A 15,398-nucleotide genomic window follows, 5' to 3' on the forward strand; every position below is an offset into this window, starting at 1 on the left:
TTCTAACTAAAGAAAGTCTTTTCTTTAGACACTTTAACATAGGAAAAATTTCTCGACAAGGGAAGATGATTACTGACATTTTCTCGCCGGGTTGCCGCAAACTATGTGTATTCAATATTGAAAGGAGATTATTTTGTGAAAGTTGTGTTATCTGCCCTTCTTCTCCTTTTGTTTGCATTTGAACCTTATGCGTCTGGAAAAGAGCTTTCAGATCCGGTGCTTTCCAAACGGATGGAATTATATCATAAAGTCGAGGCTGTAACGCAGATTCCTTGGTATGCGCTCGCCGCTGTTGATCAATACGAGGAGAATGTGCGGAGCAACAGAAAGGATCTGCCTGACAAAACGGGAATCATCAGCATCTATGTACCGGATGAGATCTGGAGCGGACCAGAAAACCCGAACCCGAAAGACGATGCGCCGTTAAGCATAAAAGTGTTTGACGGAATCGGAATGGACGGTGACGGCGACGGGAAAGCCGAGGTCAGCAATGATGAAGACATTCTGTATACATTCGCACAATATCTGCTGTCGTACGGCACAGATGAGGAGAATATCCGCATCGGGCTCTGGGACTATTACCGCCGTGATCAAACGGTGGGAATCATATCCGAGTTCATGAAGCTGTTTAAGGCTTACGGTCATATTGATTTGGGCGAGCATGTGTTTCCGCTTCCGATCAGAACGGATTACAGTTACCGCAGCACGTGGGGAGACGCCCGCGGCTTTGGGGGAAGGCGGATTCATGAAGGAACAGATCTCTTTGCCCACTATGGCCTTCCTGTTAAATCCACCTGTTACGGCGTCATTGAAATGAAAGGCTGGAACCGCTTTGGAGGATGGAGAATCGGCATCAGAGATATTAACAATACGTATCATTATTTCGCCCATCTCAATGGGTTTGCAAAGGGCATTAAAACAGGGCAGATCGTTGAGCCCGGCCAAGTGATCGGGTCAGTGGGCAGCTCAGGATACGGCCCGCCTGGCACGGCCGGAAAATTCCCGCCGCACCTGCACTATGGCATGTATAAGGATAATGGAAAAACTGAATGGTCGTTTGATCCTTATCCACATTTGAGAGCGTGGGAGCGCTATGAGTACAAGAAAAAGAAATGACGAAAGCCGCCTCATGAAAAGGCGGCTTTATTTGCTGTTTTTTTCATTTTTTGAATCATGGCTGTCTTCTTCTTTGCTGCTTGGAAGCTGGACAGAAGGCGTAACACCTGAACCGCCGCTTCCGTTATAAAATTGCGGCACTTCGCCCTGCACTGCTTTAATTGATACAGGAACATTATTGGTGACCACGGCTGTTTTGCTAGCGAACGGGATGATGACCTTCACTTTAATTTCTACGAAGATGCTGATATCAATAAGTGCGTTATTAATGCCATATGGCTTTATTTTTGTTTTGACGTCTGTAAAGGCGTCACCAATTAAATTAAACCGGACCGGGATTTTCGGGCCGAGGTTTCCAAGAAGGCTGTTTCCTGTCACCTGTCCCAATGGGATGTTGATCATAATATTTTCACTGGCGCCGCTGTGTCCGGTGTGGGTTTCCATCTCTTTCAGATGAGACTGAAGCTGCTTTGTCACCTTTGTTTTCACACTGTTTATCATCTGTGTATTAAAATCGATTGTCGTTAAATTTCCGTTTTCATCAGAATTCATTTGAAACATATCTTTCATATTTTCGCTGTCAGACATATAATCCTCAATCGAATCCTGAATCACCTCTGTTGCCACACGCTTCGTTTCCATTTCACCGATGCTCATTAATACCGGTTTAATCGAGCCGTTGATAATCCAAAGGCTGACTGTTGTAGATATGATAAAAAATACGAGTGACAGCAGCAGCACGTACCGGAAAGGCAAAGGTCCTCTCTTGCGAAGAGGGCCGCGATATCTTGGCAAGAAAATCCCCCCTTACATATCACAATGTATGCTTGTAAGGGGGGACATAGTAATAGCCGGGCCAATTTATTTTATTTCACCATTTTTAAGAGCGCTTCTCTGCCGCTCATGCCGGCATGAATGCCAAGATCTTCTGCGGCATATGTGACGGATTCTAAAGGGGCGTCTAACAGCTGGTCAATTGTTCGCACACCAACCGCCCGTCCCGCCACAATTCCACGCTCCTTTAATTTTTCATTCAGCAGCGCCACATCAAGCGCGCCGCACATAATGTATCCGTGATCATTGGAGACTGCCATGAAATTTGTTTTTGGAAGCTTTACTGTCACAGCTGTAAAAGGCTGTCCTTCTATCATAATCGGTGTCAGATTTACCACGTCAACCACTCCCTTCCTTCATCACTTTATGATGAAGGGCACGGCTTGTTGTGGGCTGACCTCCTTATTGTGCAAGCTTCCAGGCAAGCAGATCCCGCAAAAACTCCGGCATAAAATATTCTTTTACCCCGGCGTCGCGGATGATTGGAAACAGCCTGCCGAGCGTAAACATGTCAAGCACGGCCACAGCGTATTGTTTATTTTTATCTATGTCATCTCCGTTCAGCGTAATCCGGGTGACGTGCGTCATCCCATCGTCCAGCCGTTTTGTTTCGACATCGACACCCGCGTACACCATTTTTCCCATCACTTCTCCCCGGAAGCCCAATCCTTTAATTCGAAGCTGCTCCATCTGTTCCGAAGCGGCATGAACAATCGTTTCCTTCAGTTCCTCTCCCGTCAGGCGGACAGTAACCGGGTTGATGGGGTGAGGGCAGATGCGGTGCAGGTCAAGCTTGGTCACCGGGCCGGCTTTAAGCGGTCCGAGGATGACGCCGGAATTCACCATGCTGATGTCGGCTCCGCACCATTCCTTTAACGCATATGCCAGAAGTAAAGGCAGATCGGATTCTTCAAACCACTTGACCTCAGCATCTTGCGCAAGCTCCGCAACGGCAACGGACAGCTTCCTCTCGGCTTCACGTTCTTTTTCCTCGAGAAATGCTTTGGTTTCCGGCGATTCCCCTGTCCATTCCGCCATGTTTTGAACAGACGCTGTTTTGCTGATGATTTTTCGCTTTTCAGTGTCCATCGTGATGTCTACACAGCCGACATAGTTTCCGTATTTCTCAGCGCTGGCAAGCAATACGCCGTTGACCATCTGTCCATTTTCAAGCAGATGGTGAGTATGAGACTCGAGGATAACGTCAATCTCCGGAACCGCTTCAGCAACCGCTTGGTCGTCAAGAATTCCCAAATGCGACAGGAGAACGATGATATCAGCCTGTCCTTTCACTTCCTGTATGGTTTCTTTTATACTTTCGAGCGCATCAGTAACAGTCCATTCCAGCTTGTCATAGACGGGATAATACGGTACCGTTACACCTAACAAAGCGATGGTCATACCGTTTCTCAATGTTTTGATATGGTAAGGAACTGCCCAGGACGGGCGGTTTCCGTTTTTGTCATACAGATTAGAGACGATAACGGGAAACTCGGCATGATCATATAAAGAAGCAAGCTCTTCATGAGGAAGCGTAATCCCCTCGTTATTGCCGATAGCCGCTCCATCAATTTGAAGACGGTTTAAGAGGTCTACATTGGCTTTTCCGAATGTCGCCTCTGTCACAAAATGAAAACGATCAATATGATCACCAATATCAAAAACGAGCGTCTCTTCGCTGTGCAGCTGATGTTCTTTTCTTTTTTGCTCAATATAATCTGTTATTTTGGGCCAATTTTCAAAATGGCTGTGCAAATCATTTGTGTGATATAAGCGGAGCTTCTCTTTCATACCATTCTCTCCCTAATCGTTCAGCTGAAAATGCCTTCATAAATGAGCTGGCAGCCGATCAAAATTAATACGATCCGCATGATCATGACGATTGTTTTCGTCTGCATTTTTCGGTTGATGGCGGCGCCAAGCCTTCCGCCGAACCAAGCGCCGGGCACAAGCGCGAGGGCGTACAGCCAATTCACATGCCCGGACATGATATGTGAAACAGACCCTGTCATAGAGGACAGGAAAATAATGAACATGGACGTTGCCACCGCAACCTTTGGCGGGAACAGAAATAACAGCATCATGGCCGGAACCATCAGCGAGCCGCCGCCTATTCCAAAGAGCCCGCCTAAAAAGCCGACAACAAAGGCGATGGCAATCCCGACAGACGCCTGATACGAGTAAGTATAGGGCTCTCCGGCATCATCCTGAAAAGTCCTTATTATTCCTCTGTGCTCTTTGTTTACCGGCCGCGCCTTCGCTTTCAGCATTAAGGATAATGAAATAAGAATCATAAATATGCCAAACCAAATGGAAAACGAGTTTGAATTAAAAAGCTTTGACACGTATGCCCCAATAATGCTGCCGGGACCTGAACCGATAAAGAAAATGAGCCCGCTTTTATAATCAACCGTTTTATATTTAATATAAGCTAAAGTTGAGGAAAGACCCGTAAAAATAATGACCAGAAGCGAAGTTCCAATCGCGATCTGCGGCGTCACATTCTGAAACAGCGGCGTCACTGTGCTTAAAAACATCAGAGACGGCACGATGACAATTCCGCCGCCAAGCCCAATCAGACTTCCCACCGTACCTGCGATGAATCCCAGTACGGCCAAAATCACAAACGACATCAATCAAAACCTCTTTTCTAAAATAAATCGAGCTGTCTCGGAGAAAGTCCGGAGTACTCGATATCAAGCAGTTCAAGCATCTGCTTGCCGTTATCCGCGGCGTCTCCGCCGGAATTGTTGTTGAACAGGACAAATACCTCTTTACTTTGCTGCTGCAATTCGTTCAGATGCTTTTTCCAGTCTTCCAGCTCCTGTTTGTTATAGCGGTATAAATATCTGACCTCACGCCAGTTTTTCCCGCCATCGGGCTTCATCCAGCCCTGCTTATTGCGTCCGTGAAACCTGACGAGCGTTTTGTTTTCATCGGTCGCCCGCAACACAGTCGGGACGCTTCCCTCGCCGATTTGCGGTTCGTCACATACGCTGTGAATCCAGCCTTCCGCTTTCATAAAGGAAAGCGTCTGCTCATAAAATGGCGGCGAAAACCAGGAGCGGTTTCTGAACTCAAGCGCGCAAGGAATATCGCCCATCTGATTTTTGCACCATCTTAAATAAGCGACATTTTCTTTCTTGCAGTCAAACCACGGCGGAAATTGAAACAGCACCATGGCGAGCTTATTGCTATGTAAATATGGCGTTAAGGACAGCTTAAAAGCATCAAACATCTCCTCTTTGGAGTCAAACGGAATGTCGCCGCGCTGATGCCCCGTCATGCCCTGATACGCTTTCATGATAAATTGGAAGGTTTCCGGTGTTTCCTTCACCCACTTTTCATTGTTGCGCGCCGGCTGAATCGCGTAAAAGCTCGCGTCTAATTCCACGATCGGAAAATGGGAGGAATAGGCCTGCAATTTTTTCTGGCTGGCCGTTTTCGGCGGATAAATGCTGTCATGATCCCCCCATCCCGTCAGTCCGATATAAATCACAATCATTCACCTCTCTTCCAGTTTATCACACGCGTTTTCAGGTTTCCTCGGAAATGCTGTTCATATTGCGGAAAAACGCTGAGCGCAGATGCTGATATTGTTCCTCATTGGTATCCAAAAACGCCTCCTCTCTTGAGGAAGGGATATTTTGGTACTCAATAGGCTCCTGAAACTGTTCACTCGTAAAGTCATACACAGCCCCATTTATGCTGTTATAAAAATGCCAGCTCCCACCGACCTTTGTTTTGAAAATGTCGCCCCCGAATTGCTCCTGTATCACCAATGCCGTCACGCCGCATTGGCCGCATGCCGGGCATTCTTTCGTCCATTTGGAACTCGTATGCAGCGACCATGATTGGTTTAGTATGTGTTTGATGTGTTCCACTTCCTTCGCCTCCTTTAAAAAAAGATACCACGTTGATTCCATTTTAAAAACTGATCTAGGCTTATGTATGATAAATTAGTGGTAATGAATGACATTATGGAGGCGAATCATGAAAATCAACCTGCTTACGATCGGTACGAGGGGGGATGTACAGCCCTTTATCGCATTGGGAAAAGAATTATCCAGACGCGGTCATCATGTGACCATTTGCACTGAAGACGCGTTCAAGGATCTAGCGGTGAAAAACAGGCTCTCCTTTTCAGCCATTAGAGCCGATTACGCAAATTTGACACAATCAGAAGAAGGAAAAAACATGCTGAAAGGGAATCCTATATCAATTATCAGACAAGTGAAGACCGTTATTTACCCAATGATGGAGGAAATGTTAGACGATATATGGGCAGCCTCTAAAGATGCTGATGCAATCATTTATCATCCTAAAGTATTGGGCGGATATGATATTGCCGAAGCCCTGCATATCTCTGCCTTTATCGCTCACCCCGTTCCTGTTATAGCCCCTACCCGCCATTTTACTAACCCTGTCTTGCCATTCGCCATGCGGAGCGGAATGCTTAACAGGACCAGTTTTAAAATCAATCGATTATTGACCGCAGCGTTTTTTTCGCTGATTAACAAGTGGAGAGATGAGACACTCAGCCTGGCTGATAAACGTTCTGTTTTTAAGGATGATTCCGTACTGAATGGAAAGCATATTCCTGTTCTGTATGGATGCAGCCCTTCCATCATTCCCTTTGACCAACAATGGGAAGGACGTGTTTCAATGAAGGGATTCTGGTTTTTAGACGAAGGTGACTGGACCCCTCCACCTGAGCTACTGCATTTTTTAGAAGCGGGGCCGCCTCCTTTTACCGTTAGCTTTAGCAGTATGCCATTACGAAACCCGGATGACATTCTGAACATACTTCAGCAAGCATTCAAAAAAACCGGGCAGCGTGCCATTTTGCTGACGGGCTGGAGCGGAATTAAACAGACGACAGATTCACCTCATATATTTACAACCGGCTCCATTCCTCACAGCTGGATTTTCCCTCAATCACGAGCTGTCATTCATCATGGAGGGGCTGGGACAACGGCCGCGGCATTGAAGGCCGGCATACCTATGGTGATATGCCCATTCTCTGGGGATCAGCCTTTTTGGGCAAGAAAAATGCGAGACATCGGAGTGGCTGCTCCCCCTCTGAAAGAAAGGGATATGTCAGTCGAAGCCTTCGTTTCCAGGATAAATGAACTAATTTCAAACCACACATATTCGCAACGTGCAGCTGAAGCTGCCTCTCTTATCGGCAAAGAAGATGGAGTAAGACACACTGCGGATTTTATTGAAGAAAAACTAGAGAAAAAAACCCCGGCAAAATAATATATGCCGGGTTGGTTTTTTTACAATGGAACGACCAGCGCTCCCTCAATTCCGCTGTCTGCTTTCTCCCCATCACTGTACACGCACCGTCCTCTGCTGTAGGTGGCCGAGATGCGGCAGGGGAAAGTATGTCCTTCATAAATGCTCTGCTTATGTTTTGCAAACATTGTTTCTGTTGTGACTGTGTATGGCTCCATGCTGACGAGTACGAGATCCGCGTCCCGCCCCTCTTCAAGCCGCCCTTTTTGCTGAAGGCCGAATCGCTTCGCGGGTGCCCCCGCTGTCCATTCAGCAATGGTTTCAAATGGAATGTCCCGCTCAAGGGCCAATTCAAGCATGGCCAATAAAGTAAACTGCCCGCCGCTGATTCCGCCCCATGACAAAAACATATTATCCTCCCGCTTCAGAGAAGGACGGCAGGGGGAGTGGTCCGAGGACACCATGTCAACATCTCCCGCAATCAGCGTATCAATTAACGCCTCTTTTGATGGCTGCGATCTGAGCGGAGGGGCGCATTTTGCGACAGAGCCCTTTTCCCGTAAATCGTCATGGCTGAACAAGACATAATGCGGGCATGTTTCGACCGAAACATCAAGCCCTTCCCGTTTCGCCTCTCTGATCAGCCGGACCGCTTTCGCCGTGCTGATATGGACAAAATGAACCGGACAGCCCGTCACCTTCGCATACTGAATCGTGCGATACACCGCTTCAGCTTCGGCTTCCTCCGGGCGGGAGGCCGCGTATGCATCCGCATACACTTCCCCTTTATTCGCCCATTCCATCTGCAAAAAGCTTGTGATCGCATCGCTTTCTGCGTGAAGAGCAAGGATTTTTCCTGCGGCCGCGATTTCTTTCATGCCTTTGAGCAAGGTCCGTTCATCAACAGAGCGAAACTCCTCTGTGCCTGATTTTGATAAAAATGCTTTAAATCCTATCGCACCCGCTTCAGCCATCGGATGTATGTCATCAATATGACCGGGCACAAGGCCGCCCCATAACGCAAAATCCACCGCCGATTTTCGCCTGCCGATTTCAGCTTTTGCGAGAAGGTTTTCAGCCGTCACCGTGGATGGAATGCAGTTCAGCGGCATATCAAAATAAGTGGTGCAGCCGCCTGCAGCCATCATCTGTGAGCCCGTTTCAAACCCTTCCCAATCCTCTCTGCCCGGTTCGTTGAAATGAACATGACAATCGATCGACCCCGGAAAAACATATTGCCCGCTAGCCTCCACAACTGGTGCCCCCTCTGCTTCAATTGCAGAACCGATCTTGGCAATAGTCCCGTTTTTCATTGCAATATCAGCTTCTCTAACACCATCCGGCGTGACTGCCTTAGCTCCTGTTATCACCAAATCGTAAGCCATACTGATCCCTCCCCTGTAAGGATGATGAATTTTTATGTCAGTTTATGTAACACAATCAGTCTATTTTCAACATTTTACTGTTACTATGATCGTATTACATCAGCAAAACAGCTAGAATTAATAATGAAATTTATTCATCTTAACCAATGGTTACTTTTTGTGAGAAAAGGAGAATGAGCTATGAATATTTTTGATGTGATGAAAATACCAGCTTACGAAAATGCAGTTTTAATTGCGGGAAAAGCAGGGGGAGAAAGAGAGGTTCAGCATGTCAACATGATGGATGCTCCTGATATCGCGGATTTTTTGCATAAAGACGAGCTGCTCGTCACCACCGCGTATCACCTGAAGGACAATCCTCACCAGTTATCAGAGCTGATTCGGCAAATGGCAAAACGCGGCTGTGCCGGTCTTGGCATTAAAACAAAGCGGTACCTGGAGGATATCCCGAAAGAAATCATTGACCTCGCCGATTCACACGCGTTTCCGATCATCGAGCTCCCTGAGCATATACGCCTCGGAGACATTGTCAACGCCACGCTGAGCCATATTCTTGATATGCGTTCAAACGAGCTTCAGCAAGCCATTTACGCACATAAAAAATTCACAAACCACATTATGAGCGGCAAGGGATTGCAATCTCTGCTCAAAAAGGTATCAGACCTCCTTCATCTTCCCGTGCTGCTCCTTGACCAGCATGCCAAAATGCTTTCTGCATCTCATCAGATGTCATTTGAAACCGAAAAGCTCAAAAGCACGCTGCACACCGTGTCCGGGCCATTTTTCACTTGTTTCTCTTCGATCTCAAATCAGAAAACATATTCTGTCCTTCCTATCTATAATCACGAAAAAAGCTGCGGCTACCTGCTGATACCGGAAATGGTCCAAGCCGCTGATAAAGGATTGATTCTCACCATTGAACAGGCTGCGAACGTGATTTCCTTTGAGCTGCTGAAGGAAAACGCCCTGAAGCAATACAGCCGGCGGGCGCGGAATGAGTTTTTCAGTAATTTTATCGAGCGATCGTTCTCTTCTGACGACGAAATCAAAAACCGCGCAAAAGAATTTAAACTCCGCTGGGATCAAAAATATATGTGCATCGCCGGAAAGCTCGACCGGAATGACAGATCGATCAGCTTTACTGAAAATCAGCTGGCCTCTGACAGCGTATTTGAATTTCTTGAAGGCGAATTGTCTGCCTTCCCGTTTCCGCCTCACCTCTTTATTAAAGGAAATGTCGGCATTCTGCTGATCGAGGCGACAGACAGCTGGAGTGAAATGCACGCCTCTGTGATCAGCTTTTTAGAGCAGTTCCAGACACAGGTCAAAACCCAATTTAAACGGACATTGTCCTTTGGCATCAGCAACATTTGCCAAAAGCTGATCGATGTTCCGGACGCTTTCACAGAAGCGTCTGACGCTCTCCAATCAGGGCATTTATCAAGAAGCACGGAGTTCATCCAAGTGTATCACGCGAAAGATGTACCTGAGCTTCTCCGCCTGCTCCCGGTGGAGGATTTGAAGAAATTTTACAATTCCACTCTTCAAAGCCTGGCTGAAAAGCAGCAGGAGGATCAAAGCCTGCTTCATACACTGTCTGTCTATCTAGAGACACACTGCCAGATTTCCGAGACGGCAAAACGCTTGTACGTGCATCGCAATACGGTCATCTACCGCCTCGAAAAATGTGAAGAATTACTGGGCAAAAGCTTAAAAGATCCCGAAACGACAATGCGGTTGCGGCTTGCCTTGCGGATGCAGCGGCTGATTAGCTAGCACTTGTCACATTATGTTACAAACGAAATGGCTTTTCGTTACTTTCAGCAATAACGCTCCTATTTTTCAGCTACTGTATCCAATGACAGCCCGCAAACGGCACGCTATCATGTTACTAAAGTTCACATGTAAAAGGAGGGACTGTTGTGAAACAAAAACCGTTTGCAGTGTTCACTCTTGGCCTGCAGCATGTGCTGGCCATGTACGCAGGTGCGATTTTGGTGCCTCTGCTTGTCGGCAGAGCGCTGAATGTAACGTCGGAACAGCTGTCCTATCTATTGGCGATTGACCTGTTAACATGCGGAGCCGCGACGCTTTTGCAAACCTGGCGAGGAACGCACATCGGCATCGGCCTTCCCGTCATGCTCGGCAGCTCGTTCGTGGCCGTCACCCCGATGATTGCAATTGGTACAAATTACGGCATTTCAGCGATTTACGGTTCAATCATTGCAGCCGGTGTCTTGATCTTCTTATGTGCCCGTTTCTTCGGCAAGCTGACCATGTTATTCCCTCCTGTCGTAACAGGAACTGTTGTCACCTTGATTGGTCTTTCTCTTGTTCCGACAGGTGTGAAAAATATGGCTGGCGGAGAAAAAGCAAACGGCAGCGCCAATCCCGAGTACGGTTCTCTCGAAAACCTTCTTCTTTCTGTCAGCGTCCTTATCCTGATCTTAGTCCTCAACCGCTTTCTCAAAGGGTTTGCCCGAACGCTTTCCGTTCTAATCGGGATTGCTGCGGGTACTGCGGCGGCTGCCGTCATGGGCAAGGTCAGCTTTTCATCTGTATCTGAAGCCCCATTCTTTCAAATCCCGAAGCCGTTTTACTTCGGCGCTCCATCTTTTGAAATCGGTCCGATCATCACGATGCTGATCGTAGGAATTGTCATTATCGTTGAATCAACCGGCGTTTTTTACGCCATCGGAAAGATATGCGGCCGGCCCCTAACCGAAAAAGATCTGGTCAAAGGCTATCGGGCGGAGGGGATCGCCATTATGATAGGCGGGCTGTTCAACGCCTTTCCCTATAATACATTTGCACAAAACGCCGGATTATTGCAGCTGACAAAGGTGAAAACGAGAAATGTCGTCGTCACCGCGGGCTGTATCCTTCTTTTCCTCGGGCTGATTCCTAAGGTTGCCGCTCTTGCTTCCTCCGTTCCCGCGGCTGTGCTCGGCGGCGCAACCGTTGTCATGTTCGGCATGGTTATCGCCTCCGGAGTAAAAATGCTCAGTACAGTGGATCTGAAAAACCAATATCATCTGCTGACCATCGCCTGCTCAATCGCACTCGGCATCGGCGCCAGCACAGTGCCGGCGATTTTCGCAGCGTTTCCCGCTCCGATCCGCATTCTGGTCAGTGACGGCATTATCACAGGAAGCCTGACCGCGATCTTTTTAAACCTATTCTTCAGTTTGCGCGCCAGAAAGAAAAAAAACGTTCAGAAGGAAGAACTGCCGGTATTAGAAAACACACTTGTTTTAGAAAAAGAGGTGTAAATAGAGATGAAGGAAAAGCATCATTCCTTTCAGCTTTTGATGCTTGGGCTTCAGCATATGCTGGCGATGTACGCGGGAGCCATTCTCGTCCCTCTGATCGTCGGAGCTGCGATCAGGCTGAATGCGGGCCAGCTGACGTATTTAATTGCCATTGATTTGTTTATGTGCGGGGCGGCGACTCTGTTACAGCTCTGGAAAAACCGTTATTTCGGCATCGGCCTTCCTGTTGTGCTCGGCTGTACGTTTACTGCAGTCGGCCCGATGATTTCTATTGGCAGCACATACGGTGTCTCAGCGATTTACGGTTCGATTATCGCAGCCGGGCTGATTGTCGTTTTAGCCGCGGGCTTCTTCGGGAAGCTTGTCCGTTTTTTCCCGCCGGTCGTAACCGGCTCAGTCGTTATGATTATCGGCATCAGCCTGATTCCGACGGCGATGAATAACCTGGCCGGCGGTGAAGGCAGCAAAGACTTCGGCTCACTAGGCAACGTGCTCCTTGGCTTTGCCGTTACAGCCTTTATTTTAGTGCTGTTTTATTTCTTTAAAGGGTTTATCCGCTCCATTGCGATTTTGCTCGGCCTTGCAGCTGGAACGGCAGCCGCTTTCTTTATGGGAAAAGTCGATTTTTCTGAGGTCGCGGAGGCGCCCTGGGTTCATGTTCCTTCTATATTTTATTTCGGCACGCCAACCTTTGAGCTGCCTGCCATTCTCACCATGCTATTGGTTGCGATTGTCAGCCTTGTTGAATCAACGGGTGTTTACTTTGCTCTTTCCGATATGACAAACCGGAAACTAACAGAGAAAGATCTTGAGAAAGGCTACCGTGCGGAAGGGCTTGCGATTGTGCTTGGCGGCTTATTTAACGCGTTTCCGTATACAGCCTTCTCGCAAAATGTCGGCATCGTTCAGCTTTCAAAAATGAAAAGTGTCAATGTCATCGCCATCACGGGATTTATGCTGATGGCAGTCGGTCTGATTCCAAAAGCCGCGGCATTGACGACCGTGATCCCGAATGCAGTGCTCGGCGGCGCGATGATTGTCATGTTCGGCATGGTCATTTCTTACGGTATTAAAATGCTTTCCGGCGTCGATTTTGAATCACAAAGCAATCTCCTGATCATTGCTTCTTCTGTCAGCTTAGGGCTTGGCGCCACGACGGTGCCCGCTTTGTTTTCATCTCTTCCGGGAGCAGCTTCCGTGTTGACTGGAAGCGGCATTGTCATTGGCAGCTTAACCGCGATCGCATTGAACGCTTTTTATCAATTCAAACGGCCCCATGGCGCGGAAATCAATACGTAAAGGGTGATGGCTCATGTTCACGATTGACGACCTGAATCAAATGGATAGACAAACACTGACTGACACACTTGGATCTATTTTCGAGCACTCTGCATGGATTGCGGAGGAGGCCGCGGCACTCCGCCCATTTTCCTCCCTTTCTGATTTGCATCAAAAAATGTCCCGCTTAGTCAAAGCTGCGGATCGCAAGACACAGCTTGAGCTCATCTGCAAACACCCCCGGCTCGGCACCAAGAAAACAATGAGCGCTTCCTCCGTAAAAGAGCAGCAAAACGCAGGACTCAGTCAGCTTGAACAGCACGAATACGAGGAATTTCTCAAACGAAATGAAGACTACTATCACAACTTCGGTTTTCCTTTTATTTTAGCGGTAAAGGAAAAAACGAAACAGGAGATCCGCCAAACCCTGCTGACAAGGCTGAAGAACAAACCAGAAACAGAATTCCAGCAGGCTCTTGAAGAAATATACCGCATCGCCCGCTTTCGTTTAGAGGACATCATTACAGAAAAAGGAGAGATTCAAATGAAAAGAACCATGTCTTACGGCAAAGGAAATGTGTTTGCATACCGAACGTTTTTAAAGCCGCTCACAGGCATAAAGAAAATCCCAGAGTCTTCTTTTACGGGCAGAACCAATACAGTTGTCGGCATTGATGTGACATGTGAAATTGGCGGAGATGCCTTTTTGCCGTCATTTACAGACGGAGATAATACACTCATCGTGGCTACGGATTCGATGAAAAACTTTATTCAGCGCAACCTCGCTTCCTATGAGGGAACAACTTCCGAAGGCTTCTTGCATTATGTGGCTCACAGATTTTTTGACACCTATTCACATATGGACACGATCACGCTGACAGGCGAAGACATTCCGTTTGAAGCGATGCCTGCATACGACGATCAAGAGCTCGGCACAAGCCAGCTTGTCTTCAGAAGATCACGCAATGAACGCGCTCGGTCGGTGCTGAAAGCAGAACGAACTGGGGATACGATAACGCTGAAGGAGCAATACAGCGAAATCACGGATCTCCAGCTTGTCAAAGTGAGCGGAAACTCCTTTGTCGGCTTTATCAGAGACGAATATACGACTCTCCCTGAAGATAGCAATCGGCCGCTCTTTGTCTATTTAAACATCAGCTGGCGTTACGAACATGCGGATGATGCATACGCCGCCGATCCAGCCCGTTACGTGGCGGCTGAACAGGTCCGTGACTTAGCGAGCACTGTATTTCACGAGCTCAAAACGCCTTCCATTCAAAACTTAATCTATCATATCGGATGCAGAATATTAACGAGATTCCCGCAGCTCGCGGATGTCAGCTTCCAATCTCAAAATCACACATGGGATACAGTCGTCGAAGAGATTCCGGGCACAAAAGGAAAAGTCTACACAGAACCGCGCCCGCCATTCGGTTTCCAGCGCTTCACCGTGACGAGAGAAGACGCCGAGAAAGAAAAACGGAAAGCCGGGGAAGCATTAGGGAGCCTGAATGCCTGATGGGGAAGCTGACAACGCATATCTTGGATTTAACCTGCGGCAAACCCGCGGCTAACGTAAAAATCGAATTGAAGCGGCTGGGCGAAGGTGAAAGCCTTCCCCTTGTCAAAGAGGCTTTTACGAATGAAGACGGCCGAGTCGACGCTCCGCTCCTTGCGGGAGAAGAGCTGAAGTCCGGGGAGTATGTGATGGAGTTCCATGCAGGGGATTACTTTGCGGAAAAGAAAGCGAACACGGCTGAGGTGTTTTTAACGATTGTAACAGTTCGTTTCCATCTTTCTGATCCGGAAGCTGATTATCATATCCCGCTTTTGCTGTCACCGTTTGGTTATCAGGTATATAGAGGGAGTTAAGAAAAGAGCCCGCCCGCTGGTGAGGCGGGCTCCGCACATGTTTAGGGGTTGAGTGGATCACTGCATAAATAAAAGACCCTCCCTATTGTGAGAAGGTTCCTGCGATTTATGCCACCCCCGAACCTCGTATTTGAGAGTTTGAGTTTGTGTTTAAATATTTAATTTAACGTTCTCTATTTCTACTTAGACTAAAAAATATTTAAAATCAATTAAACTAGCATCACTATCAATTTATCTCCATCAGCATATCATGCACTAACCTCTTTTAAGGGAGGTGAAGTTATGAAGTCATTCCCTTTGATCGTGGTGCTATTCATCCTATTAATCATTGTTGGCACTTCTTTCTTCGGTGGCTATTAAGAACTCACCTTACCCCATATCCGTCAGACGCCATAAGAAT

The 15,398-nt window shown here is 47.5% G+C and carries 15 protein-coding genes; 8 read left to right on the top strand and 7 right to left on the bottom strand.

The genetic code is table 11. The features are described 5' to 3' along the window. The first annotated feature begins 135 nt into the window (after positions 1-135). Entirely contained in the window at positions 136-1,116 is a 981-nt protein-coding gene (gene lytH / locus LNN34_RS16500; protein WP_229043833.1) for an L-Ala--D-Glu endopeptidase, read from the top strand. 27 nt (positions 1,117-1,143) lie between these two features. On the opposite strand, the gene yunB is transcribed toward lytH, so the two are convergent. The 6 genes from yunB to LNN34_RS16530 form a co-directional block, all read right to left on the bottom strand. Next, a complete protein-coding gene (gene yunB, locus LNN34_RS16505) occupies positions 1,144-1,911 on the bottom strand; it encodes a sporulation protein YunB (protein ID WP_229043835.1) in 768 nt (255 codons plus the stop codon). Between the two features lie 71 nt (positions 1,912-1,982). Continuing rightward, on the bottom strand, positions 1,983-2,288 hold the full coding sequence (locus tag LNN34_RS16510; RefSeq protein ID WP_010331750.1) for a YunC family protein: 306 nt from the start codon (positions 2,286-2,288) through the stop codon (positions 1,983-1,985). A gap of 64 nt (positions 2,289-2,352) precedes the next feature. Beyond that, on the bottom strand, positions 2,353-3,741 hold the full coding sequence (locus tag LNN34_RS16515; protein WP_229043837.1) for a bifunctional metallophosphatase/5'-nucleotidase: 1,389 nt from the start codon (positions 3,739-3,741) through the stop codon (positions 2,353-2,355). 20 nt (positions 3,742-3,761) lie between these two features. Continuing rightward, positions 3,762-4,583, bottom strand: coding sequence for a sulfite exporter TauE/SafE family protein (locus LNN34_RS16520; RefSeq protein WP_229043839.1), 822 nt, complete (start codon positions 4,581-4,583; stop codon positions 3,762-3,764). A 17-nt stretch (positions 4,584-4,600) separates the two neighbouring features. Further along, positions 4,601-5,449, bottom strand: coding sequence for a DUF72 domain-containing protein (locus LNN34_RS16525; protein ID WP_059353728.1), 849 nt, complete (start codon positions 5,447-5,449; stop codon positions 4,601-4,603). 37 nt (positions 5,450-5,486) lie between these two features. Then, on the bottom strand, positions 5,487-5,834 hold the full coding sequence (locus tag LNN34_RS16530; protein WP_024122739.1) for a hypothetical protein: 348 nt from the start codon (positions 5,832-5,834) through the stop codon (positions 5,487-5,489). Between the two features lie 109 nt (positions 5,835-5,943). Between LNN34_RS16530 and LNN34_RS16535 the strand changes: the two genes are divergently transcribed. After that, positions 5,944-7,212, top strand: a complete 1,269-nt coding sequence (locus tag LNN34_RS16535; protein WP_229043841.1) for a glycosyltransferase — start codon at positions 5,944-5,946, stop codon at positions 7,210-7,212. Between the two features lie 20 nt (positions 7,213-7,232). Here the strand turns inward: LNN34_RS16535 and LNN34_RS16540 are convergent, their stop codons facing one another. Then, positions 7,233-8,576 (bottom strand): allantoinase, encoded by a 1,344-nt coding sequence (locus LNN34_RS16540; RefSeq protein WP_229043843.1) that lies wholly within the window; start codon positions 8,574-8,576, stop codon positions 7,233-7,235. A gap of 180 nt (positions 8,577-8,756) precedes the next feature. Between LNN34_RS16540 and pucR the strand changes: the two genes are divergently transcribed. The 6 genes from pucR to LNN34_RS16570 all read left to right on the top strand — a co-directional run bounded on the left by pucR (position 8,757) and on the right by LNN34_RS16570 (position 15,358). Next, positions 8,757-10,352 (top strand): purine catabolism transcriptional regulator PucR, encoded by a 1,596-nt coding sequence (gene pucR / locus LNN34_RS16545; protein ID WP_229043845.1) that lies wholly within the window; start codon positions 8,757-8,759, stop codon positions 10,350-10,352. Between the two features lie 200 nt (positions 10,353-10,552). Next, complete coding sequence (locus tag LNN34_RS16550) at positions 10,553-11,848, top strand: nucleobase:cation symporter-2 family protein (RefSeq protein ID WP_267476735.1); 1,296 nt, start codon at positions 10,553-10,555, stop codon at positions 11,846-11,848. A 6-nt stretch (positions 11,849-11,854) separates the two neighbouring features. Beyond that, a complete protein-coding gene (locus LNN34_RS16555) occupies positions 11,855-13,147 on the top strand; it encodes a nucleobase:cation symporter-2 family protein (protein WP_229043849.1) in 1,293 nt (430 codons plus the stop codon). A gap of 13 nt (positions 13,148-13,160) precedes the next feature. Continuing rightward, positions 13,161-14,645 carry a factor-independent urate hydroxylase gene (gene pucL, locus LNN34_RS16560; protein WP_229043851.1) on the top strand — a complete coding sequence of 495 codons (1,485 nt, stop codon included), beginning with the start codon at positions 13,161-13,163 and terminating at the stop codon, positions 14,643-14,645. Then, positions 14,645-14,998 (top strand): hydroxyisourate hydrolase, encoded by a 354-nt coding sequence (gene uraH / locus LNN34_RS16565; protein ID WP_229043853.1) that lies wholly within the window; start codon positions 14,645-14,647, stop codon positions 14,996-14,998. The genes pucL and uraH overlap by 1 nt, the downstream gene beginning before the upstream one ends. Before the next feature lie 282 nt (positions 14,999-15,280). Continuing rightward, complete coding sequence (locus LNN34_RS16570) at positions 15,281-15,358, top strand: YjcZ family sporulation protein (protein ID WP_082687850.1); 78 nt, start codon at positions 15,281-15,283, stop codon at positions 15,356-15,358. Positions 15,359-15,398 lie beyond the last annotated feature (40 nt).

The sequence above is a fragment of the Bacillus sp. AF23 genome (assembly GCF_020861455.1).
Taxonomy (GTDB): domain Bacteria; phylum Bacillota; class Bacilli; order Bacillales; family Bacillaceae; genus Bacillus; species Bacillus halotolerans.